This is a genomic window from Indiicoccus explosivorum (assembly GCF_002167005.1).
GTDB classification, from domain to species: domain Bacteria; phylum Bacillota; class Bacilli; order Bacillales_A; family Planococcaceae; genus Indiicoccus; species Indiicoccus explosivorum.
Genome location: NZ_NHTN01000032.1, coordinates 1 through 24774, shown reverse-complemented (window position 1 = coordinate 24774; position 24774 = coordinate 1). Strand labels below are relative to the sequence as shown.

The 24774-nt window shown below is 53.4% G+C and carries 27 protein-coding genes and 1 riboswitch; of the genes, 2 read left to right on the top strand and 25 right to left on the bottom strand.

All coding sequences use genetic code 11. From position 1 onward, the window contains the following. Positions 1-48: 48 nt before the first annotated feature. The 9 genes from CCE92_RS10215 to prsW all read right to left on the bottom strand — a co-directional run bounded on the left by CCE92_RS10215 (position 49) and on the right by prsW (position 7502). Positions 49-759, bottom strand: coding sequence for a YphF family lipoprotein (locus CCE92_RS10215; protein ID WP_088007527.1), 711 nt, complete (start codon positions 757-759; stop codon positions 49-51). Between the two features lie 12 nt (positions 760-771). Then, the gene (locus CCE92_RS10210; protein WP_088007525.1) at positions 772-972 is read right to left on the bottom strand and encodes a DUF2768 domain-containing protein; all 201 of its coding nucleotides are present in this window, start codon (positions 970-972) and stop codon (positions 772-774) included. Between the two features lie 87 nt (positions 973-1059). Continuing rightward, complete coding sequence (locus CCE92_RS10205) at positions 1060-2079, bottom strand: NAD(P)H-dependent glycerol-3-phosphate dehydrogenase (RefSeq protein ID WP_088007523.1); 1020 nt, start codon at positions 2077-2079, stop codon at positions 1060-1062. Between the two features lie 15 nt (positions 2080-2094). Beyond that, entirely contained in the window at positions 2095-3405 is a 1311-nt protein-coding gene (gene der / locus CCE92_RS10200; RefSeq protein ID WP_088007522.1) for a ribosome biogenesis GTPase Der, read from the bottom strand. Positions 3406-3509: 104 nt separating this feature from the next. Beyond that, the gene (gene rpsA / locus CCE92_RS10195; RefSeq protein WP_088007520.1) at positions 3510-4655 is read right to left on the bottom strand and encodes a 30S ribosomal protein S1; all 1146 of its coding nucleotides are present in this window, start codon (positions 4653-4655) and stop codon (positions 3510-3512) included. A 64-nt stretch (positions 4656-4719) separates the two neighbouring features. Further along, positions 4720-5313, bottom strand: coding sequence for a lysophospholipid acyltransferase family protein (locus CCE92_RS10190; protein WP_088007518.1), 594 nt, complete (start codon positions 5311-5313; stop codon positions 4720-4722). A 1-nt stretch (position 5314) separates the two neighbouring features. Next, positions 5315-5986: a (d)CMP kinase gene (gene cmk, locus CCE92_RS10185; RefSeq protein WP_088007515.1), complete on the bottom strand. Its 672-nt coding sequence runs from the start codon at positions 5984-5986 to the stop codon at positions 5315-5317. Positions 5987-6148: 162 nt separating this feature from the next. Next, positions 6149-6817 carry a flagellar brake protein gene (locus tag CCE92_RS10180; RefSeq protein ID WP_088007513.1) on the bottom strand — a complete coding sequence of 223 codons (669 nt, stop codon included), beginning with the start codon at positions 6815-6817 and terminating at the stop codon, positions 6149-6151. After that, the gene (prsW, locus tag CCE92_RS10175; protein WP_088007511.1) at positions 6807-7502 is read right to left on the bottom strand and encodes a glutamic-type intramembrane protease PrsW; all 696 of its coding nucleotides are present in this window, start codon (positions 7500-7502) and stop codon (positions 6807-6809) included. The genes CCE92_RS10180 and prsW overlap by 11 nt, the downstream gene beginning before the upstream one ends. A gap of 80 nt (positions 7503-7582) precedes the next feature. Between prsW and CCE92_RS10170 the strand changes: the two genes are divergently transcribed. Further along, positions 7583-8545, top strand: a complete 963-nt coding sequence (locus CCE92_RS10170) for an asparaginase (protein ID WP_088007509.1) — start codon at positions 7583-7585, stop codon at positions 8543-8545. 111 nt (positions 8546-8656) lie between these two features. Here CCE92_RS10170 and CCE92_RS10165 read toward each other — a convergent pair whose 3' ends face one another. The 6 genes from CCE92_RS10165 to CCE92_RS10140 form a co-directional block, all read right to left on the bottom strand. Continuing rightward, on the bottom strand, positions 8657-9625 hold the full coding sequence (locus CCE92_RS10165; protein WP_088007507.1) for a YpdA family putative bacillithiol disulfide reductase: 969 nt from the start codon (positions 9623-9625) through the stop codon (positions 8657-8659). Positions 9626-9648: 23 nt separating this feature from the next. Continuing rightward, positions 9649-10407 (bottom strand): metallophosphoesterase, encoded by a 759-nt coding sequence (locus CCE92_RS10160; RefSeq protein ID WP_088007505.1) that lies wholly within the window; start codon positions 10405-10407, stop codon positions 9649-9651. 59 nt (positions 10408-10466) lie between these two features. Then, positions 10467-11099 (bottom strand): CBS domain-containing protein, encoded by a 633-nt coding sequence (locus CCE92_RS10155; RefSeq protein ID WP_088007503.1) that lies wholly within the window; start codon positions 11097-11099, stop codon positions 10467-10469. A gap of 41 nt (positions 11100-11140) precedes the next feature. After that, positions 11141-11773 (bottom strand): LysM peptidoglycan-binding domain-containing protein, encoded by a 633-nt coding sequence (locus CCE92_RS10150; RefSeq protein ID WP_088007501.1) that lies wholly within the window; start codon positions 11771-11773, stop codon positions 11141-11143. A 79-nt stretch (positions 11774-11852) separates the two neighbouring features. Continuing rightward, entirely contained in the window at positions 11853-13274 is a 1422-nt protein-coding gene (locus tag CCE92_RS10145; protein WP_088007499.1) for a RecQ family ATP-dependent DNA helicase, read from the bottom strand. Further along, complete coding sequence (locus CCE92_RS10140) at positions 13271-14296, bottom strand: YpbB family protein (RefSeq protein WP_088007497.1); 1026 nt, start codon at positions 14294-14296, stop codon at positions 13271-13273. Before CCE92_RS10140 ends, CCE92_RS10145 begins: the two co-directional genes overlap by 4 nt. A 110-nt stretch (positions 14297-14406) precedes the next feature. Between CCE92_RS10140 and CCE92_RS10135 the strand changes: the two genes are divergently transcribed. Next, a complete protein-coding gene (locus CCE92_RS10135; protein WP_088007495.1) occupies positions 14407-14658 on the top strand; it encodes a ferredoxin in 252 nt (83 codons plus the stop codon). A gap of 187 nt (positions 14659-14845) precedes the next feature. Here the strand turns inward: CCE92_RS10135 and CCE92_RS10130 are convergent, their stop codons facing one another. The 10 genes from CCE92_RS10130 to scpB form a co-directional block, all read right to left on the bottom strand. Next, positions 14846-15427 carry an ECF transporter S component gene (locus CCE92_RS10130; protein ID WP_088007493.1) on the bottom strand — a complete coding sequence of 194 codons (582 nt, stop codon included), beginning with the start codon at positions 15425-15427 and terminating at the stop codon, positions 14846-14848. A gap of 148 nt (positions 15428-15575) precedes the next feature. Further along, positions 15576-15708: riboswitch (FMN riboswitch) on the bottom strand. Between the two features lie 128 nt (positions 15709-15836). Further along, the gene (locus tag CCE92_RS10125; RefSeq protein ID WP_088007492.1) at positions 15837-17024 is read right to left on the bottom strand and encodes a hypothetical protein; all 1188 of its coding nucleotides are present in this window, start codon (positions 17022-17024) and stop codon (positions 15837-15839) included. Then, on the bottom strand, positions 17014-17547 hold the full coding sequence (locus CCE92_RS10120; RefSeq protein WP_088007490.1) for an RNA polymerase sigma factor SigX: 534 nt from the start codon (positions 17545-17547) through the stop codon (positions 17014-17016). Before CCE92_RS10120 ends, CCE92_RS10125 begins: the two co-directional genes overlap by 11 nt. Before the next feature lie 45 nt (positions 17548-17592). Then, entirely contained in the window at positions 17593-19374 is a 1782-nt protein-coding gene (locus CCE92_RS10115; RefSeq protein ID WP_088007488.1) for an ATP-binding protein, read from the bottom strand. Beyond that, on the bottom strand, positions 19367-20083 hold the full coding sequence (locus tag CCE92_RS10110; RefSeq protein ID WP_088007486.1) for a response regulator transcription factor: 717 nt from the start codon (positions 20081-20083) through the stop codon (positions 19367-19369). The genes CCE92_RS10115 and CCE92_RS10110 overlap by 8 nt, the downstream gene beginning before the upstream one ends. A 99-nt stretch (positions 20084-20182) precedes the next feature. Next, complete coding sequence (ccsB, locus tag CCE92_RS10105; protein ID WP_088007484.1) at positions 20183-21367, bottom strand: c-type cytochrome biogenesis protein CcsB; 1185 nt, start codon at positions 21365-21367, stop codon at positions 20183-20185. Next, the gene (locus tag CCE92_RS10100) at positions 21354-23015 is read right to left on the bottom strand and encodes a cytochrome c biogenesis ResB family protein (RefSeq protein ID WP_088007482.1); all 1662 of its coding nucleotides are present in this window, start codon (positions 23013-23015) and stop codon (positions 21354-21356) included. Before CCE92_RS10100 ends, ccsB begins: the two co-directional genes overlap by 14 nt. A gap of 13 nt (positions 23016-23028) precedes the next feature. After that, positions 23029-23562: a thiol-disulfide oxidoreductase ResA gene (gene resA, locus CCE92_RS10095; RefSeq protein WP_088007480.1), complete on the bottom strand. Its 534-nt coding sequence runs from the start codon at positions 23560-23562 to the stop codon at positions 23029-23031. A gap of 93 nt (positions 23563-23655) precedes the next feature. After that, positions 23656-24387 carry a pseudouridine synthase gene (locus CCE92_RS10090; RefSeq protein WP_088007478.1) on the bottom strand — a complete coding sequence of 244 codons (732 nt, stop codon included), beginning with the start codon at positions 24385-24387 and terminating at the stop codon, positions 23656-23658. Between the two features lie 62 nt (positions 24388-24449). Further along, on the bottom strand, positions 24450-24774 hold a 325-nt coding region (gene scpB, locus CCE92_RS10085), incomplete at its 5' end, for an SMC-Scp complex subunit ScpB (protein ID WP_088007476.1).

The following is a 24774-nucleotide window of genomic DNA, read 5'->3' as shown; positions in this document are numbered from 1 at the left end:
TAAGATTCAAAATAGAACCCGCTTCCGGTCCCATTGTCCGGATTTTGGTCATTTCTTTTCTAGAAAGATCGGCTCTCCATTCCCGTCCACCGTGTATGGCAAGGAATAAGCGGGAACAACCGGACTGTCTTCATAAAGGATGAACCGGATATCTTCCCCGGGCTCCACGTCACCTTCGTATTCCTGGAGCGCCGAATACAGATCCATTGAATAATCGATGAAGAATTCACCGTCTCCTGTGACGACGACCGGAAGGCTGCGGCCCGTATACGGACTTTGCACGAACTGCTCTTCGTCATAGCCCATCGCTTTGTAGCTTGGCATGAACACGTTGTCGGTGATCACATCCGCCACCGGGACGTAGCCGTTGATGCCTTTCCGGATATTCAATTCCCTGATTTTTTCCGCGAGCCGGAGATCGACCAGTTTCACCGCCGGCTCCTCCTCCACGTCCATGAGGACGTACTGGTAGATCCCGCCCTCTTCAAAGGCATTCGCCGGGATTTCCGGCAGGTAAGCCGGCACGATCTTCGAAAAATCGATCGGGTACTTGATGTATTGGTCGACATCCATGTCCCGGTTGGCGATCGGAAGCAGGCCGCCGGTGGCTTCCCGGTATCTGTCCACCGCCTCCTGGACCGACGCGACTTGTTCTTCATACGGTATCTGGCTGCCCGCCCGCTCGCTTTCCGGGAACAGGCATCCGGAAAGAAGTGAGGATACAGCGGTCAGCAGGAGAATTAAAAGGATTTTTTTCATGCCATCACCCCGTCAGTTTCCCGTTGGCCCACTGAACACGATGAACGCTGAAAGGATAAAACCGATAATCAGCAGGCCATATGCCGCAAGGGCCGTGACAAACTTCAAAATTCCATTGCTGATTTTATACCGGCTGACATAGATCAGTCCCATGGAGATCATCAAGAACCCCATGCCTGCAAAAGAGATCCACATCTTATCGAGAGAGGTCATAGTAAGCCGCCTTTCACTCAGTTTCAAAAATCAGTATAGCACACAAAAAGAAGGGGCGCTCTGCCGCGTCCCTTCTTTTTGTGACAATCAAAGCAAGTCGATCAAGTCTTCCATTTCATCCTTCTTCACGCGGCCCATCAGGTCTTCGACGGCCTTTTCGACCGGCACCCCTTCAAACAGGACCGAATAAAGGGCCGCTGTGATCGGCATCGGGACTTCCATCTTCTCCGACAGCTGCCTGGCCGCTTTCGTCGTCCGGATGCCTTCCACGACCATTCCCATGGAATCGAGCACTTCCTGTGTCGTCTTGCCTTTTCCAAGCATATTGCCCGCGCGCCAGTTCCGGGAATGCGGGCTCGTGCATGTGACGATTAGATCCCCCACTCCTGAAAGACCCGAAAATGTAAGGGGCGTCGCCCCCATTTTCACACCGAGGCGTGCGATCTCAGCAAGTCCGCGCGTGATCAGTGCCGCTTTCGCGTTGTCCCCATAGCCGAGGCCGTCCGTGATGCCGGCCGCCAAGGCAATGATGTTCTTCAGTGCCCCGCCGATTTCCACCCCGACTACATCGGTGTTCGTATAGACCCGGAGAAACTGATTCATGAACAGGTCCTGGACGCGCTTCGCCGAATCGATGTTCCGGGAGGCGGCCGTCACGGTGGTCGGATGTTCAAGCGCCACTTCCTCTGCATGGCTCGGACCTGACAGCACGACGATATCCTCCACTTTGCCGCTGTCCACTTCCTCAGCGATCATTTCGCTGATCCGTTTGTGCGTATCGGGTTCAATCCCTTTTGATACATGAATGAATAAGGCCGGTCCGTCCATCCCTTCATTGATGGAAGAGCAGACTTCACGAATCGCCTTGGAAGGGACGGCAATCACAAAAATGGAGGAATGACGGATCGCTTCGGCCTGGTCGGCCGTAGCCCGGAGCGATTCGGGAAGACGGATGCCCGGAAGATAATCTTCGTTCGTATGACTGTTCAGTTCTTCCGCCTGCGCCTGACGATGGGTCCATAACAGGACGTCGTGGCCGTTCCGCGCGAGAACCCCCGCCAGGGCGGTCCCCCAGCTTCCTGCACCGAAAACCGTTACTTTTTCCATCTTTTCCGCCTCCTTTTAAGTTCGAGCCCGTGTAATGATCCGGATCGGTGTCCCTTCAAAATCGAACGTTTCACGAATGCGATTCTGCAGGAACCGTTCATAAGAGAAGTGCATCAATTCCGGATCATTGACAAACACGATGAATGTCGGCGGTTTGACCCCGACTTGCGTCATGTAGTAAATCCGGAGTTTCCGTCCTTTATCACTCGGCGCCGGGTTCATCGCCACGGCATCCGCAATGACCTCATTGAGAATGCTCGACTGGATCCGGAGTGAATGGTTTTCACTCACCCGGTCGATGATTTCAAGCAGGTTATGGACCCGCTGCTTCGTTTTGGCGGAAATGAACAGAATCGGCGCGTAGTCCAGGAACTGGAAATGATCACGGATTTCCTTCGTTCTCGCGTTCATCGTTTTCTCGTCCTTTTCCACCGCGTCCCACTTATTGACGACGATGATGACGCCTTTACCGGCATCGTGTGCATAACCGGCGATTTTCTTATCCTGCTCCTGAATCCCCTCTTCGCCGTTCAGTACGACAAGGACGACATCCGACCGTTCAATCGCCCGCATTGCGCGGAGGACGCTGTACTTTTCCGTGGATTCGTATACTTTGCCACGTTTCCGCATGCCAGCCGTATCAATGATGACGTACTCCTGCCCGTTGTACTCGTATTCTGTATCGATGGCATCCCGGGTCGTGCCGGCAATGTCGCTCACGATGACGCGTTCTTCCCCTAACAGTGCGTTCACGATTGAGGATTTCCCGACGTTCGGCCGGCCGATCAATGAAAACTTGATGACATCTTCCCCGTACTCCTCTTCGGATTTATCAGGAAAATGCTTTGCCGCCTCATCCAGAAGGTCACCGAGACCGAGGCCGTGGGATCCGGAAATCGGGAACGGTTCCCCGAAACCGAGGGCGTAAAAGTCATAGACCATTTCCCGCATATCGGGATTATCGATTTTATTGACCGCAAGGACGACCGGTTTTTTTGTGCGGTACAGGATATCCGCCACCTGTTCATCCTGGACAGTGACCCCCTCACGCCCGTTCACGAGGAAAATGATGACATCCGCTTCATCCATCGCGATTTCCGCCTGCTGCCGGATCTGCTCGAGGAACGGTTCATCGCTTAGATCAATTCCGCCGGTATCGATCAGATTGAAGTCATGCGTCAGCCATTCAGCTGAACTATAAATACGGTCGCGGGTGACACCCGGTATGTCTTCGACGATCGATACCCGTTCCCCCACGATCCGATTGAAAATTGTAGATTTGCCGACATTCGGCCTTCCGACGATTGCAATTGTCGGTTTTGACATTAGTAACGACATCCTTCCAGCTTCAGATAGTCCTATTATACACAAAAAAGCAGCGGAACATCGGAATGCCCGCTGCTTTCATTCATATGAAGTTGGCATTCCGCTTACTCGGAACGGAACCCTTTCAGCTTATCACCGATCACATCACTGAGAGAAAAGCCTGTCGATTCTTCAGGCATTTCATAATCGCGATTGTCCGGTTCGCTGTTTTTGTCTGTCAGTTCTTTGATGCTGAGTGACAGCCGCTTGTCCTGTTCGTTTGCATCGAGCACTTTCACTTGCACTTCCTGCCCTTCCGACAGCACTTCCTGAGGCGTTGCGATATGCTTATGGGCGATCTGTGAAATGTGCACAAGCCCTTCAACCCCCGGGAGCACTTCGACGAACGCGCCGTAGCTTACGAGACGTTTGACCGTTCCGGTATGGACCGAGCCTTTCGGCATCTTCTCTTCGATGTTGTCCCATGGCCCGGGAAGCGTTTCCTTGATGGACAGGGAAATCCGCTCCGCATCACGGTCGACAGAAAGCACCTTCACTTGCACTTCCTGCCCTTCCTTCACCACGTCCGACACTTTTTCGACGTGTTCATAGGACAGCTGGGAAATATGCACGAGACCGTCCACGCCGCCGAGATCGACGAACGCGCCGAACGATGCGATCCGCTGGACACGGCCGGTCAGCACGTCTCCGGCATGGATGTTCTCCAGCACTTCCGCCTTATGCGCTTCTTTTTCCTTTTCGACGACCGCGCGGTGGGAAAGGATCAGCCGGTTGTTCTCCTTCTCCATTTCAACGATCTTAAAGGTCATCGTTTTCCCTTTGTAATCTTCAAAGGATTCAACGAAATAATCTTCCACGAGCGAAGCCGGCACGAATCCGCGTACCCCGAGATCCACGACGAGGCCGCCTTTTACGACATCTTTCACTTCCGCCTCGATGATCTCCCCGGACTCAAATTTTTCCTCAAGATCGGACCATGCCTGCTCGGCATCCACTTTCCGCTTGGAAAGGACGAAATTTTCGTCTTCCACCTTCGTGATGACCAGTTCCAGTTCGTCTCCTTCTTTCACAGAATCGGACGCTTTTTCAATATGGAGACTGGACAGTTCGCTGATCGGAACAACCCCGTCGAATGGTGCGCCTTCAATGGTGACGGTCACTGCCTTATCTTCCACTTTCGCGACAGTTCCGGTAACGCGGTCCCCTACCTGGAATTCGCGGTTTTCCATCATGTTCATTTCCTCTGACATAAGTAGCCCTCCTCAAAAACTTTCCATGTCTTATTTTATTCGAATTCTCTAATAAAAACAAAACTTAACCCTTATAATTCTCATTTTCATCCAAAATTCTTTGGATGGCTTTCATGATGTCAGCCGTCACTTCATCGGCGGAAGCTTTCCGTTCGCGGTAAGGGGCCATGTCGATCGGCTCCCCGAAGATCATTCTGACTTTACGGAAAGACCGGTATTTCCCGATGATCGCACACGGGACGACATCGGCATCCCCCCGTAGTGCGAAAAAACCGGCACCGGAGAGGCCTTCTCCCAGCTGGCCGTTTTTGCTGCGCGTTCCTTCCGGGAACATTCCGACGACTTCTCCGCTCTTCAGGAGACGGAGCGCCGTCCGAAGCGCTTCCCTGTCACTCAGTCCCCGCTTGACAGGGAACGCATGGACTTTCGGAAGAAGCCCTTTCAAGACCGGCGCATTGAACAGTTCGGCTTTCGCCATGAAATTCACCGGTCTTGGCGCTGAAATCCCCATGACGAGGGGATCGAAGTTATGGATATGATTCGAACAGAGAAGGATACCGCCGCTTTCCGGAAAATTATCCAATCCTGACACCTCTAGCCGATAAAGGGGTTTGATGACTGAAAAAACGACACCCTTCGCAAAGTGGTAAAAATCCATGTCAGTCTGCACGCTCCTTTGCCAGCCGGACGATCCGCTCCGCCACTTCAGGGACCGTCAGAGCGGTCGTATCGATCAAAACGGCATCCGCAGCCTGCACGAGAGGGGATTCTTTCCGTTCGCTGTCCATTTTATCGCGTTTTTCAATTTCCGCCTGGAGGTCGGTGATCGGGGTCCCGATCCCCCGGATCTGGTTTTCCTCGTACCGACGCCGGGCGCGTTCTTCAGCTGACGCGATCATGAAAACTTTCAGGTCCGCTTCTTTCAGAACGTGGATGCCGATGTCGCGGCCGTCCATGACGACCCCTCTGCCTTCTGCGAATTCTTTCTGCAGTTTCACCATCCGGCTCCGGACGCCACGGTGCGCCGCCACTTCGGAGACCGCCCTTGTCACTTTATCCGACCGGATTTCTTCCGTCACATCCGTTCCGTCCAGAAAGACCCGCTGGCCGGTGTCCCCCGGTTCAAGCCGGATATCCGTCCGCGTCAGAAGATCCGAGAGCGCCTGGCTGTCCGACAGGTCCACCCCTGTCTCCAGCGCTTTGAGGGTCGCTGCCCTGTACATGGCTCCTGTATCTATGTATATGATCCCCAGCTGCTCAGCCACGATTTTTGCAACCGTACTCTTACCTGCAGCCGCTGGTCCGTCAATCGCAATTTGCATCGTTTTCATCAAAACTGTCACCTCGTCATGAAATCCGCCCGTCCCGGGCAGTCAAGTCACTTTATTTTAGCATATGTCCGCACGAAGCCGCATTTCAGAGAAAAAAAGAAATCCGCTCCTTTTTTCAGGAGCGGCATCAGGAACCGGCCGGCAGGACATATCCTGCCGCTCTTATATGACGGATGGGTTTTTCCGTTTCTGCCGCTGCTGTTCGAAACAGTACCGCATAATGTGCTTCCGGTCCCGGTCGGACAGACCGATGAACTCAAGCGAAGCGATCCGCCCGTCCGTCCGCTCCCAAACGCGAAGAACTTCTGCGTCCAGCTGCAGGTACACTCTTTTCCCGTCCCCGAAAACAAGGACCAGAACGAGAGAGACCCGTTCAGATCCTGTAAACACTGGAGGATTTTTCAGCCGGATGGCACACCCGCCCGCGCTGATGTCCGTCGTGATGAATGTCCTTTTTACGCCATCCAGCAGGACGGCCACATCAAGGGAAGCCTCCACGCGGACAAACTGGCGGCGCTGGATCTTCGTCAGCTTTTCCTCTCCGGGAAAAGTGATCCGGATCATCGGGATGGTGTTCTTCACCCTCCCGGCCACTTCGGTCCGAAAAGAATAGACCGCTTCTTCGTTTATTCGGAAAGACGCGTCGAATACCGTTCCATTCGAAAGGAATGCGGTTTTTCCGGTAACAGGATCAATCGGATAATCGATCAGCAGAAATCCGTCACCGGTCTCCGCCACCCGGCATTTAAGCTGCGCACTGTCTGGTCCTTCTTTCAGCAAAAGCTGCATTCCTGCGGCGATCATAGCTTTTTCCATCCCTTCATCGGTCATTCGGCTGAACAGCTGCAGCCACCCGTTCCTGATAATGGACGAGGCTCATCTGGTGGGACTGTTTCACCTTCCGCAGCGCAAACCACCAAAGAAACAGCATGAACGGAATGATGAGCTGCAGCCACGTATTTTCCATGAATAAAATCGAATTGTACAGAATATGCAGGCCGAGCGGCGCCGCCAGTGCGGCGGCCAGCCAGCTCCGCGCGCCCTGCCTGCCTGGGAATTTCGCTTTCCCTAAGTAATAGCCCATCACCACGCCGAACAGCGCGTGGCTCGACACGGGCAGCAGTGCCCGCAAAAAGGCGATGTCGATGCCATACTCCAGCAGATAGAAGATGTTCTCGACGGTCGCGAATCCGAGCGCCGCGCTGGCACCGTACAAAATCCCATCGTACGGGACTTCAAAATCCACGTGACGATAGATGACAAGCAGCAGAATGAGCCATTTGAAAAATTCCTCTGTCAGTCCGGGAAACAATACGTCCTGTGTATAGGCATGCGCAAACACGTGCTCGACAGTAAATACATATTGAACAAACAAAATCGGGAAGGTTAAAATAGCACCATAGATGAAACTGTGGAGCAACAGCCGGGATGGCTCTTTCAAGAACTCCGACCGGAGGTAGAAGTAACTGATCAGAGCGAGACTCGGCGCGATTGCCACTGAAAGGAGAATAAGCATAAGCAGGCTCCTTCATGTAAGTTGTTTCCATTATACCATGGTGCGGCCGGAATTGAGCGGCCGATTCGAGGAGGAAGAGGATGAAAAAAAAGATTTTATTGATACATACAGGCGGCACGATTTCCATGCAGACACAAGAGGACTCCGGTGACGTTACGACCAGCGAGCAGAACCCCGTCCGCTTTCAGTCCGAACGGCTTTCGGATTTTGCCGATATCAGAGAGGAGGAGATCTTCAATCTTCCTTCCCCCCACATTACGCCAGCGGAAATGTTTTCGATCCGCCAGCTTATTCTGAGCTACAGACGGACAGAGAAAATCGATGGCGCCGTGGTGACACATGGGACCGACACACTGGAAGAGACTGCCTACTTTCTCGACTTGACCATAAAAGAAGATTTTCCCGTCGTCCTGACCGGTGCGATGAGGACCTCCAACGAAATCGGTTCGGATGGCGCCTATAATCTTATGGCTGCCGTACGTGTCGCTGCTGATGACGCGGCGAAAGGGAAAGGCGTCCTCGTCGTTTTGAATGACGAAATCCATACAGCCCAGAATGTCACGAAGACCCACAGCAGCAATGTCTCCACGTTCCAGAGCCCGCAGTACGGGCCGATCGGTATCGTGACGAAGCGCGCCATCCATTTCCATCATTCGCCGCTGAAAAGGGAGTACTTCGATATAGACAGCATCGGAAAAAAAGCGCTGCTCCTGAAAGTCTTTGCCGGTATGGAGGGCGACATTGTCGATGCAGCCGCCAGCCTCGATTACGACGGGATCGTCCTGGAAGGATTAGGGCAAGGGAATGTGCCGCCGGCTCTCCTCCCCGCCATACGCAGGACGATGGACAAGGGGATTCCGGTTGTCCTGGTATCCCGCTGTTTCAACGGAATCGCCCAGGCTGTGTATGCTTATCCCGGAGGCGGCAGGATGCTGACGGATGAAGGAGTCATTGTCGCACACGGACTGAGCGGCCAGAAAGCGCGGCTGAAGCTGCTGATCGGCCTGTGCAACGGATCGGACATCAATCGGATTTTCTCCTAAGGACCTGGCAAGACAAAACGGCACTGCCCCATACATCGGGCGGTGCCGTTTTTGCTTTCTGCCCGCCTGCCCGTCTTCGGGACCGGCAGCTGCAGAAAAGGATGCGCGACCTCAGGAACCTTCTTTGCCTGCAATCGCCTTGGCGATCTGCCCGCCGTGGAAACGCCCGTTTTCGATAAAAATTTCATTGGCGTTATTCCCCGCGGCGATCACGCCGGCAATAAACAGGTTTTCAACGTCTGTTTCCATCGTATCTTCGTTATGCAGCGGTCTGCCCGTCGCATGATCGATACTGATCCCCATTTCTTCCAGAAAACGGTGGTCGGGGTGGTATCCGATCATGGCGAACACGAAATCGTTCGGCAGAACCATTTTTTCGTCCGGCAGTTTCAGCGTCACTTCTTTCCCGGTGATTTTCTCCACTTCCGAGTTGAACAGCATCCGGATCTCACCTTTGCGGACAAGGCCGTCGAATTCAGGCAAGATCCAAGGTTTCACGCTCTTTGAATAACTGTCCCCCCGATAAGAGACCGTCACGCGCGCTCCGCTTTTATGCAGTTCGATCGCTGCATCGACTGCGGAATTTTTCCCGCCGATGATCAGCACGTCCTGGTCGAAGTAAGGATGACCTTCCTTGAAGTAATGCATCACTTTCGGAAGATCACCGCCTTCCACAGATAATCGGTTAGGATGATCATAGTAACCGGTCGCCACGATGACATAGCGCGCTTCGTACTCGTCTTTTGTCGTCTCCACCTGGAATTTCCCGTGGACTTTCCTGACACTGACAACTTCTTCATAACTTTTGATATCGAGCATTTTCTGCTTGGCGACTTCCCTGTAATACACGAGTGCCTGGTTCCGTTTCGGCTTCCGGTTCTCCGTGATGAACGGCACACCGCCGATGCTCAGACGGTCGCTCGTGCTGAAAAATGTCTGATGGGTCGGGTAATGATAAATCGCATTGACAATGTTTCCTTTTTCGATAATGACCGGCGAAAGGCCGATGTCCTTCACGGCGATCGCCGCGGCGAGGCCGCACGGGCCGCCGCCGATTATGAGTACATCCGCCGTCTTCATGTCATCCACTCCTGTCCGTTTAATTATGATCGGGCAGGGCGGATCGTCAGCAGGTGGAATTCCGCTTCGGCTCCGAGTCTCAGCGGCAATTTCGTGGTCCCGTACCCGTTCGAGACGAGACGAACGACACCATCCTTGACTTCAGTCCGCCCTCTTTCATATAGTCCGTATTTGCCAAGGCGGATTTGCCCGCCATGTGTATGTCCGCCAATCATCATATGTACATGATAGTTCCGCTGGACGTGATTAAAAACTTCCGGCGTGTGCGACAGAAAAATGACGGTGTCCTCTTCCTTTATGCCGTCGAACGCCTTTAAGAGGCCGTTTTTATGGAAAGCGAAATAATCGAAAGCCACGAGTTTCACCCGCTGATCCGCAAACGGGCTGACCGATCCGTTTTCAAGGATGACCGTCCCGGTATCCGAAAACAGCCGGCGCAATTTCCTTTCCCGCAACTCCCGGTCATTGTTCCCCCAGATGAAATATACCGGCGCAAGCGCCGATAACACTTGCAGATTATGCCGGATCCGCTTTGGCGGAACTCCGCTTTCAGCAAGATCCCCTCCGATGACAATAAAGTCGGGATGGCCTTCTATGAAACCCGGTCTCAGTTTCCGGCGGTGGATGTCAGAAATGAACAGCATCCGGAACGGCTCAAAAGGCTGCTGTGTGTGAAGTTCAATCAGTTCATTCTTTTGTTTGGCATGGTGCGCGTTCCAGAACATGGCGGACAGGAGTCCGGCTCCCCCCGCGGCCGTTGCGGCCATTAACGGTTTCAGCATCTACTTTTCTCTCCTCCGAGTCAAACTAAAAAAGGCAAAGCGCCGCTTTACCTTTTTACCTATTCTTCTTCTGTTATGTCAAGCACTCTGAATCCGGCTTTGCCAAGTTCTTTCAAGAATTTGTCAGCATTGTTCTTTTTCTCGATTTTCAGGACAATCCGGCGGATCAGCTTGTCGGTCTCATCGAACGTGACGAGCGAAATGACCGATTCCCGGTATTTGTCGATGACTTCAGCGAGTTTGCCGATCTGGCCTTCCGTTTCCGCAGAAGTGATGGAAATCCGGATGCCTTTCCGTTTATACCCGAACGCGCTCTGCAGCTGATTCATCACATCGAATCGGGTGACGATCCCGAGAAATTCCTCTCCTGCCGTGACAGCAATGATGGGGAAATCATTCAGTTTGAGCAGCGCTTCCTCGTAGACGGCATCGACGCCGAGTGAGACGTTTCCGTTGACGATGATGTCGCCTGCCCGGGCAACGGTGAGGAAATCCTCTTTGCTTTTTCCGGATTCAAAATAGGCCCGGTAGGCATGATACCATGTGAAAATACCTTTGTAAGTGTTGCCTTCTACGACCGGCAGTGCATCAACGTGATGCTTTTCCAAAAGTTCCATTCCGGTTTTAACCAGATCTTCCGGTGAGATCTTAATACATTTCTCCCGTTTCACCATCACGCTTTTCACGAACATCCGCAACGCCTCCATTTATTGACTGACTGTCAGCTTCTGATTTACGGCAGGACCAGCGTATCCCCGATCGACAGATCCGGTGATGCCAGGCCGTTCGCCTCCATGATTTTATCGACTGCTGTTCCGGAACCATAGTGTTCCACTGCAATCCGATAAAGAGTGTCCCCTTTTTTCACGACGTACGTTTCCTGTTCACTTTCTTCTTCCTGTTCTTCTTCAGCGGCCGGCTGTTCAGCAGCCGGTTGTTCCGGCGCCGTGCGCTCCGGTTCCGCCGATTCAGGTTCAGGTTCCGGGATCGGTTCCTCTTCAGCGGCTGGCGCTTCCGCTTCTTCCGCTTCTTCCGACTCTTCTTCGATCACGAGCGGCGTGATCGGTGAAGTATTTTCCTGGAACCTTACTTCACTGCTGCTCGCGCTGATCAAATTTTCTTCTTCCGGTGTGTAAATAACGGCTACGTAAAGGAAAACAGCGAACACCGGGAGGAAAATAAAGACGAAAAACAAAACAGAGAGCAGCCGCCCTCCATGCTTGACGCCGGCATCCCGCCCGTTTTCATGAATGGCTTTCTTGCCGGCCTGCCTGCGGGCGGTCCTTGTCGGGAGGCTGTTCTGCGGCACTTGAGACGAGGGCTGCTGGCGATGGTCCGCTGATTTTCGGTACTTTCGGTTCCCCATATTTTCTGCTCCTTACTAATCTGATAGTTCTATTATGCAGAAAAAAGTCTTGCTTGTAAACGGCACTTTTGACAAAAAACTATGGCAAAATCCGCCCGAGCCGTTCTTGCCAGCCGCCGCTTCCTGAATGCTGTTCCCCTTCTTTCCGGACCGGATACATCGAATAATCCAGTCCGCAATTCACACAGCAGTTTGAGGGCCGGTCGGTTATTTCCTGATCGAACGTTTCGGCGATATAGCTGCGGAGGCACCCGTCGGAAGCCGGAAACCCGCTCATCCTCGCTGCCCGGTTCATTTTTTCCTGAAGGAGGTTTTCCATTCGTTGCATGGTCTTGTCCAGCGGCATACGGCTGAGCCAGTATTTCAGTACGCGGAAAGACGTTTCCCGTACGACCCCATCGGACACGAGTGCACGGTCTCCGCCTGAATTCAGGACCGCTTCCGCTTCAAACCGGGTCGGCAATTCATCCGCCAACAAAGCGTTCATCAACGCTTCATCGCCGGGACTTACCAGCAAGGTCGACAGCGAAGGCTGCCCGTCCCGTCCGGCTCTTCCGACTTCCTGGACGAATTCTTCAATGGACGTCGGAATCTGAAAATGGATGACATGCCGTATATCCGGGACATGGACACCCATCCCGAATGCGCTGGTCGAACAGACCCAGTCCGTTTCCCCGTTCTGGAACTGCTGCTGAATGAACACCCGGTCCAGCTGTTCCATGCCACCATGGTAAAAAACCGCACGCACGCCATTTTGGCGGAGCACTGCCGATAATTCTTCCGCTTTTTTCCGCGTGCCGGCATAGACAATTCCCCTGCCCGCATAGTGGGCCGTGAAATCCTTGAGCCATTCCAGTTTCCCTTCCCTCGTATCGAAACGTTTCACATCGTACGCGATATTCCGGCGATCCATCGGATGGACGTAAATATTTGGCTCTTCAAGGCTTAAATAGTGGAGGATGTCCTGCTGGACCTTTTTTGTGGCGGTCGCAGTCAGCGCAAGGACCTGCGGCGATCCGAGTTCTGCCATCACTTCCGAAATCCGGAGGTAGTCCGGACGGAAGTCGAAGCCCCATTGAGAGATACAATGGGCTTCATCCGCGACTAGGAGCGAAATCCGGATCCGTTTCAGCCGGCTGATGACGAAAGGCTGGGCCAGCATTTCCGGCGAAACGAAAATGAATTTATAGTCGCCGGCTTTCCGGAGAACCGCTTCCTTTTCTTCCGGCTTCAAAAATGAATTAAGTGCCACCACACTTTTTTCGCCCATTTTTTTAAGCTGGGAAACTTGGTCAAGCATCAGTGACAAGAGCGGTGATACGATCAGGACGCTTCCCGGCAGCATATGGCCAGGCAGCTGATAGCACATGGACTTCCCCATGCCGGTCGGCAGCAGCGCCAGCACATTCCTGCCATCCATTACAGCGGTTATCACTTCCTTCTGTCCGGGTCGGAATGAGTCGAATCCATATGTCTTTTCCAAAAGCTGTTCCAGACTCATGGCTGTTCCCCTCCCGCAGACAGCGCCAGCCGGATCTGAAAATAACTCAACTCCGGAAGCTGTTCCTTAATATCGCGCAGTTTCTTCGACCCGCTCGATTTACTGATGTCATTCACCCGTTCATAAGCTTCCCGGCTCATGAAACTTGTAAAATCAAAAGCAGGGTCGTTCATGGCAAGCTCTACAAAGTGATCCTCGATAGTGCTTCTCTTCAGCTTCCGGACAGCCGCTATTTCATCGACCGACAGTCCTTCCTTGTAGAGCCGCAGCGTCCGCTTCGTGGAATCGGTGAGCGGCGAGTGCCTCAGGACACCTTCCAGGAACGGAATGAGCATCGGAAAACCTTCCTCCCTCAATACTGCCAGCCAAGCGTGGAGTGCAGCGGTCGCTTCAATTTTCGCATCCATCTCTGAAATGCCGTATTCTGCGGAGATTTGACGCCACGTCAAGCCGCCGATGCCGATGCCCGACAGCCGGTCGACAAGGATCGTCTTGCTCCGGTCCGGACAGTCGGCCAGCATCAAACTTTCTGTGAGCTGGCTGCGGAACGCCGCGTACGATTCCGGCGCACTGAAGTTCATTTTCCGCAAGTAATCTTTGACCCAGAATTGGATGTCCGTCCGCGTCTGGGCGGGATCGAAAACCGGATTGCCGGCGCGGACATGCGAAAATGTCTGCACAGCGAGGGACAGACGGGCAAAAAAGAGCCGTTCCCGCCCTTGGAATGTCCAGCCATCCAACCGAACAGGAACTTTTTTTCTGTTCCTCCCTTTTTCAGTCAGCTTAATCGGTCCGTCTGCTTGTTCAATCAGCCCGGCTTCACAGAGCTGCGTGACCGCTTCATCGTATGTTCCTTTCTGTAAATCGGAGATGACGCCGAAAAAAGGATGGAGTCCGAAATAGCCGATGTCCTGAATCGTCTGGCCGGACTTCTTCCCTTTCAAGACGTGGAAAGGAGCGGAAACTGTCCGCTGTCCGTCCAATCTGTCCATGATCGACAAAATCAATTCATTGAATGACAAGTTCGGTACCTCCAAGTATCTATTGGTTGAAAAGCGTCGGAAACATGATTAGAATAAATACGATAGCTCGAAGGAGCATGTCCGGGGATCACTTAAAGGAGAGGATTGCATTGCCAAAATATACGATCGTCGATCAGGATACGTGCATCGCATGCGGTGCTTGCGGAGCGGCTGCTCCAGATATCTACGACTATGATGATGAAGGAATCGCCTTTGTCATTCTTGATGATAACATGGGCAAAACCGAAGTTCCAGAAGAACTCATAGAGGATATGATGGACGCCTTCGAAGGCTGCCCGACCGATTCCATCAAGGTTGCGGATGAATCATTCGATGGCGACCCGCTGAAATTCGAAGACTGACCAGGAAGCGAGAGCTTCCTTTTTTTATTGGTTGAAACCGGGTCACCCCTCTCCCGGATCGACCGTTATTTGATATGGACAGAAAAAAGGAGCCGAGGGAACGGCTCCTTTACTTCTTATATAAAGCAATGATTTTACTGCGCTTCACCACAATCCGTCGCTGTTTCCCGGATTGTTCACCATTCTGTCACGAATCGTACAGCGAACGCTGCTTCTCGATCCATGGCCGCATGCTGCGGAATAGGACGATGACCGCCGCCGTCAAAAGAACCCCCTTGATCAGGTTGAAAGGCAGGATCCCGAGAACGATGCTTTCGGTCAGAGCGCTTCCCGACAGTTCCGGCATACTGAGAAAATACGTATACATCGGAAGAAATACAAAGTAGTTCAGGACACTCATCCCGACCGCCATGACAAGGGTTCCGGCCGCGAGCCCGAATCCGAGCCCTTTCAGGTTGGATGCCTTCCGATAAACCGCGTACACCGGAAGAATAAACAGGATGCTCGTCGTGAAATTGGCCAGCTGGCCGACGGGGACCCCGGTCGGGCTGCCTGAAAAAAGCCAATGCAGGATGTTCTTGAAAGCGGCGACGAGCACACCGGCCACCGGCCCCATCGTGATGGCCGCAACCAATGCCGGAACGTCGCTGAAATCGACTTTCAGGAACGACGGCAATGCCGGCAGCGGAAAATTGAACAGCATCAGGATAAATGAAATGCTCGACAGCATGCCCACTGCAATCATTGACTGCAATTTTTTGTTTCTCATGTTCCTCTCTCCTCACTTGATTCATCAAGAAGAAAGGCTCGGATTGTATGCTTCCATAATAAAACCCTTAAGCGCGGATCAGGCACTTAAGGGAGAATCGGCACGCGAAAAAAACAGCACACCAAAATGAATCGGCATACATCCGTACCTTCACCTTCTCCCATCCAGACTGTACTGTCGGCTTTGGAATTTCACCAAATCCTGCCTTGCGGCTCGCGGGCTGATGGAGTCGGACTCCAATTACCGCCGGTAGGGAATTTCACCCTGCCCCGAAGATGAATCGATATTTGATTGAACGCCATCGCTGGCAGTTTCTATTTTCACTATAATGAAAAAATGAAGCACTGTAAACAGAAATGCTTACAGTGCCATCGGAAAACACCTTCTTCAGTTTGGTGCTCCCCTTTCGTCAGGGAGTGAATCCGACTTTATTCGGCGCCAAAGGAACTTCGAGCGGCGCAGTCAGAGGATGGCCGTTCCAGTCTTCCTGCACCGTGTTTTCCAAACGGATTTGTTTGCCGAAAGAAGCGGCTGTCAGCGCAAAGCTTTCCAGCAGCATTCCGGCAGCCTCCTGATCCAGTGCTGCGAGATCAAGCGGCGCGTCGAATGTGACAACAGCTGTATCCCCTTCTTCCCGCACGCCGTATGAAAGACCCGCCGGAACCGGTGAAGCCAGAAGATCATTCGGCGGCGACTGGAGCGCTGCAAGCGCTTCTGCCGCCGAGCTGAAAGCCCGGCTGTAATCAGGCGCCAAGTACGTCTGGCCGCTCGCCGTTTCGAATACGAAGTAAGCGGTATCCCCGATTCCGCCTTCCAGGGGTTCCACCGGGCCGACGGGATCGAAAGAAGCGGGAGCGCCGCTTTCATCGGTGATTACAATCCGTTCCGCTTCCGGGAAGGTCGCAGCTAAAGCTTCAAAATAGACCGATACGGCGGCCGATGAAAGGCCGTATTCATGCCCTTCCGGAAGTTGGTGGATGACCGTCTCCCCATCAGCGGTGATTTCTCCTTCAAGCGGATGGTACTCATCGAAACCGAGTGCTTCTTCATCCACTTCCGCCGCAAATTCCCGGTACAGGGAAACTTGATCCGCACCGCCGGCTATGGCACTTTCCTCGATCAGCACAGAGACGGGCACGACGTAAGCGTTCGATGTGAGGCCGAGCGTCAGAAGCTGCTTGCCGTCCAGGTCATCCGGATAAACGGCGGTCCGGCCGTCCGCCGCTTCTTCCGCCGGTGCCGATTCCGCTGTAACGGCGGCTTCTTCTTCAGCCGTCTCTTCAGCTCCCTCAGCCGGCAGGGATTCCATCACGGCTTCGTCTTCTGCAGCTTCCTCTTCTACCGCCTGCTCCGCACCTTCCGTGCCGGCCATTTCCAGCTGGGACCCGCCCGAAAGATAGGTGGCCAGCAAAACGCCGAGTGTCAGGAAAGCAAGCGCCGCCACTGCTGCCGGCAGCCATGTCAGCGGCTTCTTTGGCGGTGTCAGGTCTTTTTTCAGCCGCCGGTGCACTTCTTCTTTCGGCCGGCGGTCTTCGATCTTCGGGAAATCCCGGAGCAGCTTTTCGATCTGGTCATCGTCCCATCCCTTATCTGCCATCCGAGCCACTCCTTTCTCCAGCGGTCATTTTCTCCCGGAGGAATTTTATGCCGCGATGCTGCACCGTCTTCACTTTCCCTTCTGTCCATCCGAGCGCTTCCGCGGTCTCTGCTATGGACAGATCTTGGAAATACCGCATCAGAATCACGACTTTCTGATCACCTGTACAGTGATCGAGCATTTCATACAAAAACCGTTTATCCTCGTTCAGTTCCGACACTTCCTCGGGCATCCGTTCAGCAGAGACGAGCTGCTGTGTCTCCCAGTCGAAAAATTCCTGTGCATGCTTTCTCCTCACCGCCGTTTTGCGGAAATGATCGATCGCCGCATTTTTAGCGATGGAGAACAGCCACGTCTTTTCTGAACTTTTGCCTTCAAAACGATCATAAGCGCGGAATACGCGCAAATACACTTCATGCATCAAATCTTCCGCGACATGCCTGTTCTTCACGAGATAAACGAGAAACTGGAATACATCCTGATGGTACTCGTCATACAGCCTGTGGAAAACGGAGTCGTCCATATACTCCCCCCGTTCAAAGAATTAGTCGTGCAGTTTTCCGTAAAGTTACGCCGTTTTCAAAGGAAGAAGAAAGAAAAATTCCGTCCCTTCCCCGATTTTGCTTTCCGCAGAAATCCTGCCTTCGTGCGCTTCGATGATATTGCGCGCGATGGCCAGCCCGAGACCGGTGCCGCCTTTGCCCCGTGTCCTCGCCTTATCCGCTTTATAAAACCGCTCGAACACATACTCCAAATCTTCTTCCGTGATGCCGGTTCCGTTATCTTTTACCGCCACCTTGGCAAAACGCTGTTCACGCGTCACTTCGACCGTGACACGTCCGCCCGCCGGTGTATGCCGGATCGCGTTATCGATCAGGTTGGTCATGACCTGTTCGATGCGGTCTTCATCGATTTCGGCAATGATCGGACTGCCGGCACTCTGTTCGAACGTCAGGCTGACTCCCTGTTCCTTTGCTGCCTGGGTGAATTTCAGCGTCATCCGCTCGATCGCCCGATCCAGCTCGACAGGTTTCCTATAAAGCCGCATATGACCCGACTCCAGTCTTGCCAAATCAAGGAGATCTGTTACAAGCCGGCCCATCCGATGGGACTCCTCATAGATGATCTTCGTCATTTCCTGGCGCTCTTCCTCCGAACCGACCACATCGTCCATAATCACTTCCGAATATCCTTGAAGCATCTGGACAGGCGTCCGCAGTTCATGCGACACATTGGCGATAAAATCGGACCGGAGTTTTTCGAGGCGGTGATGTTCCGTCATATCCCGGAGGACCGCAACCGCCCCTCTTACCGATTCTCCGCTGTAAAGCGGGCTCATCGTAATGGCGTAATAAACTCCGTCCATTTCAAGTTCTTCTTCGAGTTCTTCCTCCTGTTCCAGGACGAAGTCCAGCATATGGAGCAGCTCGGATGGCATCGGCAGTTCCGCGTCCGGCCGGCTCCTGTAAAACCAATCCCGGATGAGTTTGTCGGCAGGGGGGTTGCTGACAAGGACGCTCCGATCCTGATTGAAAGTGATGACCGCATCCGTCATGGAAGTGAGGATGCTGGAGAGCTGTTCCTTCTCCTGGCTGATCACTTCCAAATGATGCTTCAGCTGCCTCCCCATCTGATTGAAGGCGACCGCCAGCTGGCCGATCTCATCTTTCGAAGCCGCTTTCACTTTCGTGGAGAAATTCCCTTTCGCAAGTTCCATCGCCCCTTCCCGCATCCGGCGGAGAGGGAGCGTGATCCGGGTTGAAAGGAAAAAAGCGAAAATCGTAGTCAGAATCAGCGCGATGAAAGCGGACAGAAAAACGCTGTTTGTCGTTTCCTCTGTCGTTTCTTCCATGACGTTCAGGGACTGATAGATGAATACCGTACCATGGACCTCGTCTTCCGTCTCCAGCGGACTGGCCAGAACGATGAACGATTCGAGCATACCGCTGTCATGCAGGGACGGCAGCAGCATTTCCTTCGCGACTGTCTCGTCCGATTCAAAAACTTTCCGGAAGTCCGGTTCGCTTAAAATCAGTTCCCGAGTCTTCTCGCTGTTCAGTCCTTCATGGACGTAATAGGACACCTCGTCCGGTTCCTGAGCCACGATCACGTTCGTCTCTTCATCCAAAATATTGGGAATCACTTCGTACGCCATCTCATCGCCCTCATGCTCACGGAATATTTGAGCGATGGTGGCGGCTTCCTGTCCGAGCGATTCCCGGATCTGTTCGCTGTGATAGTTCTCGAGAAACTCCAGTTGGAGGACAGTCGAAATGAACAGCACAAACGAAACGAGAAGCAATATGGTTAACCATAGCTTCCCGACAACGCTATTCCATATTCTATTCATTGACGACCTCGAATTTGTAGCCGACTCCCCACACCGTCACAATCATTTTCGCGGCCGATTCAGAAACCCGGTTCAGCTTTTCTCTCAGCCTTTTCACGTGGGTGTCCACTGTCCGGAGATCGCCGAAAAAGTCGTAATGCCACACTTCCTTCAGCAGGTGTTCCCTGTCGAAGACTTTGTCAGGTGACTTAGCCAAGAAATACAAAAGTTCATATTCCTTCGGGGTCAGGCTGACTTCTTTGCCGTCCGCCGTCACCCGGTGGGCATCATGATCGATTGTCAAGTGCGGAAAAACGACCAGTTCTTTCGAGACTGCCGAACCTGCAAGAGGCACCGTCCCTGCAGACCGTCTAAGTATCGCTTTCACCCGCAGCACGACCTCCCGCGGACTGAAAGGTTTGACGATGTAATCATCAGCGCCGGTCTCGAATCCCTGCACCCGGTTCGCTTCCTCACCCTTGGCTGTCAGCATGATGATCGGAGTCATTTTTTTCTCGCGCAATTCTTCCGTCACTTCGATGCCATCCTTCTCCGGCATCATCAGATCGAGGAGGATACAGTGATAGTCCTTGGCGAGCGCTTTTTCCAGCGTCTCCGCGCCATCCCCCGCCTCTTCGACAACATAACCTTCCCGCTCCAGGTAAATTTTCAGAAGGCGCCGGATCCTCTCTTCATCATCCGCCACCAGGATTGTGATCACTTCGGTCATTGTACTCCCTCCAACTTTCAGCTCATATCTTCATTTTACAGGATTGGCATAATAAATAAACAAAAAGCCTTTTCCGTTTCCGGAAAAAGCTTTCGTCTGTCACGCATAGGAATGGAGACCGGCGATGATCAAGTTGACGGCGACCAGGTTGAACATGATGATCGCGAAGCCGCCGACTGCAAGCCATGCCGATTTTTCGCCCTGCCATCCTTTTCCGAGCCGCAGATGGAGATAAGCCGCATAGAACAGCCAAGTGATGAGCGCCCATACTTCTTTCGGGTCCCATCCCCAGAACCGGCCCCACGCTTCCTGCGCCCAGATCATTGCGAAGATGAGGGCACCGAGTGAGAAAACCGGGAATCCGATAATGACCGACCGGTAGCCGACTTCATCCATGAGCTGGGAATTGGTATTCCGCACTAGCGGCTGCAGCATTTCTGCCACCCGGCGGCGGAACACGAGACGGACCAGGCCGTACAGGATCGTCCCGACGATGACCGACCAGGCCACCGCTGTCAGTTTCGAGCCGTTGATGAAAGCCGGGACTTCAAAGATCGGCTCCATCGTGCTTTCATCCAGCGCGACGCCTTCATTCATTCCGAAGAGCGGCGGCATGTCGTATACAACGCTGGCCGCTTCCCCTTCTTTATCGACATAGTCGAAGGCCGCTTCGTAATCCGTCAGCATGAAGTACGAATTTGCAACGACGAAGCCGAGGACCAGAAACAGCGCATACATCAGAATCTCCAGCCAAAGCCGCTGTTTCGATTTTTTCTTCATGTCCACGTTTTTCAGCAGGTAGATGAGTCCCGCCCCGGCGGAAATGGCCAGAATCCCTTCAGCGATCACGACTGTGCTGACATGAATCGGCAGCCAGTAGCTCTGGAGCGCCGGGATGAGCGGGCTGATGTCCCGCGGAAACATGCTGGCATATGCGATGACGAGAAGAGCGACCGGCAGAACCACCATGCCGAGTGCAGGTGTCCGATAAATAAAATAAATGAGGATGAATCCGCCGACAAGCATCATGCCGAATGCGGCAGTGAATTCGAACATGTTACTTAACGGAATGTGTCCCGACGCAGCCCAGCGGGTGAAAAAATAACCGAGATTCGCCAGGAATCCTATAACCGTCACCGTGATGGCGATGCGGCCCCAGCGGGATTCGGAAGCAAATGAACCTTCTTTGTTCCCTCTCACCGCTCCGCCGAACAGCAGCGTGCCGGCCAGATAGGCAAAGAATGCCGTCAGCAGCAGATTGCTGCTCCATTCAACCAACGTCATAGCGGTTTTCACCTTCCTTTTCTTTCTGCTTGGCTTCTTCCTGCTGGTCAGCGGCAGGCGGAAGACCCGCAGTTTCCGTTGTCTTGTCCAGTTCTTTTTTCAGCGCAAACCAGTTTTTATTCGTATGGCCGGCCACGAGAACCGTTCCATCCGCTTTTTCCTGGATCCAGATCCGGCGATGGTTGAAATACATCCCCTGCGTCACGCCGATCATGAAGATGATGCCGCCCAGGATCAGGATCGGCAGCGTGACATCTTTGCGGATCACCAAACCGGATACATCCCGGGTCTCGGCGCTCTGGAACGTCAATTTATATTCGTTTTCACCGAACGGTTCCACGGTTTCCCGGATGACGATGAAACTCGTTTCCCCTTCCGGTGTCTCCGGAGTCGTCATTTCCACCAGGAAACCCGGATTGTTCGGGATCGGTGTCGCGGTCTGCGGCTCCCCGTTTTCAGCGAATCCGGAAAAGTCCGGATAATAGCCGATGAGTTCGACGGTGGATCCGTCCTCAAGCTCATATATGTGCTGCGGATCCGACAGATCGACGGTGAGTTCACCCCGGGATTCGCCCGTCTCTTTGTTCGTCAGCGCGAAGGTCATGCTGGACAGTTCGTTCAGCCGGTAATCCATCTGATACACATTGTACCCGTCGAACTGCAGCGGGTGGTTGACTTCAATCTCATATTCTTTCACCTTTTCCAGGTTGTCTGTCGCCCCTGGCGGACTGCCTTCCGGAACCTGGTAAAGGACTGCATCCGTCTTGTAATCTTTGACGACGGTCCCGGCTTCCTCCAGCGCTTCCCCGTATACTTCTTCATCGCCCTCGCCGGAGTAGGTGGTCACTTCGAAGTTTTCGCTCGCCAAATAATAACCCGGCGCCCCCGGAATCGCGCGCATTTCCCCTTCACGGACCCAGAGGGATTCATCGATATAGAAGCCGGGAAGAGCCCGGAGCATGACACCGATCAGGAAAATGATGAGTCCGGCATGGTTGACGTACGGACCCCATCTGGAAAACCTTCCTTTTTCGGCAAGGATCCCGTTTTTTTCTCTCCGGACCTTGTACTTCATGTTTTCGAGTTCCTGTGCGGAAGCATCGAGTGCGTCCGGTTCCGCTTCGCCCGCGCCAAAAAAGCGCTGGCGTTTCATAAAGCTCTCGTGGCGCAGCACTCGCTGGTTTTTCAGTGATTTATAAAGCGGTACTCCGCGGTCGAGGCTGGCGATGATCAGCGAGATGCCGAGCATGCCGATGAGCGCCTGGAACCAGTAAGAACTGTAAAGATCATGGAAGCCGAGGAAATGATAGACCGCGCCGAATGATCCGTACACATCTGCATAATATTCGCGGACAGCTTCTTCCCCTTGTGCCGGGATGAACAGCTGCTGCGGGAGGATGGTGCCGATCGAAGCCGCTACAAGAATGGCGACGATGATGGCGATCCCGATCTTCACACTGGAGAAAAAGTTCCAGACTTTATCCACGATCGATTTATTGTATGTTTGGGAGCGGCGTGCAGACCCCTCATACCGCATGTCCGCGAGCTTTTTCCGCTTTTCCTTCTCGGTCAGCGGGCGGCCGCACGAAGCGCATAAGTCCGTTCCCGGCGGATTGTTGTGGCCGCATTGGCACTTAATCTGTTCCATCCGAAAAATCTCCTTATTCAGGTTTGATGCTTTCCATATGGGCAGCAACTTCCTGCTCTGTCATTTCCCGTGTGATGATGTCCGTCACAGTTCCATCGGGGCTGATCAGCACAGTGGTCGGGAGCGGGACGACACTGTATGCCTCCATGACACTTTTCGCTTCATCGATGGCGATCGGGAAATTGAGGCCGTAGCGGTCTGCATATGACTGGACTTCAAACTCAGACTGGTCGATGTTGACAGCCAGCACATTCACTCCCTGATCCTTATACACTTCATACTGGCTGTTGATCGCCGGCATTTCCCGGGCGCACGGCTTGCACCATGTCCCCCAGAAATTCAGGAAAACCCCTTCGCCTTTATACTCAGAAAGCCGGTGTTCATTGCCCTCCAGATCCGTCAGCACAAATTCCGGCGCTTTTTCGCCCACTTCCAGCACGTTCTTCTCAGCTGTCGCGTTGCTGTAGATCGTATAGCCGATCGCCGAGACCATGATGAGCAAAAGCACCGTCCGGATAATCGTCCGTTTTTTCTTTTTATCCGACATCCTGCTTCCTCCTATGCTTTTCAGTCTTGCGTCAACCCATTATAGCAAAGTTTCCCCGGCTCCATATCGCCACATTTGAATGGATTGTGAACGTTAGTGCTGCTTGCCCGTCTCCGCCATGACCCGCAGTTTCTTCACTTCATGGGCCGACAGTTCCCTCGCATCGCCCGCATTCATTCCGTACAGATTCAAAAACGCGAACTGCTCCCGGCGCAATTTCTGTACCGGATGGCCGATCGCCTCGAACATCCTTCTCACTTGCCGGTTCCGCCCTTCGTGGATCACGATCTGGATGATGGACTTGTTCTGCTTCGGATCAGCGGACTGGAGCTTCACGCGCGCAGGCGCGGTCATTCCGTCCTCGAGTTTGATCCCTTTTTCCAGCTTTTTAAGTTTTTCCCGCTCCGGGACTCCCTTGACACGCGCAATATACGTCTTGTCTATTTCGAACTTCGGGTGGGTCATGAGGTTCGCGAACTCCCCGTCGTTGGTCAGGATCAGCAGTCCCGACGTGTCGTAATCGAGCCGGCCGACCGGATAGATCCGTTCCTCGACGCCCGGAAAGAAATCCGTGACCACTTTCCGTCCTTTGTCGTCACTGACCGCCGACAGCACGCCGCGGGGTTTATAGAATAAATAATAGACCTTTTGCTCTTTTTCGATCGTGACGCCTTCCGCTTCGATGGCATCCGACCCGGCTACTTTCGTCCCCAGTTCTTTCACCACTTTACCGTTCACGCGCACTTTGCCGTCCAAAATCATTTGTTCCGCTTTCCGCCTGGAAGCGACACCTGCGTGCGCCAGTACTTTCTGCAACCGTTCCATTCCAACACTCCGTTCGGATCTGTATTTATTTTTCCCGGACCGTCCATCCGGATGTAGTGCCTTCACGCCTGTTCCCGAAGCGGATCCGTGAATCCCCGGCTGAAGAGATCAGCCTCTTCTTCCGAATCGTCCGGAACATTCTCCGGCAGCGGCGGCAGCTCCTCAAGGCTTTCCAGCCCGAAATAATTCAAAAATTCTTTTGTGGTGCCGTACAGGATCGCCCTTCCGGTGCGTTCCGCTCTGCCAACTTCATGGATCAGCCCCTTCGCACTGAGCGTGCTCAGTGGCTTTTCCGTTTTTACCCCTCTCAAATCCTCGATTTCAACCCTTGTGATCGGCTGCTTGTATGCGATGATCGCCAGCGCTTCAAGGGAAGCCTGTGAAAGG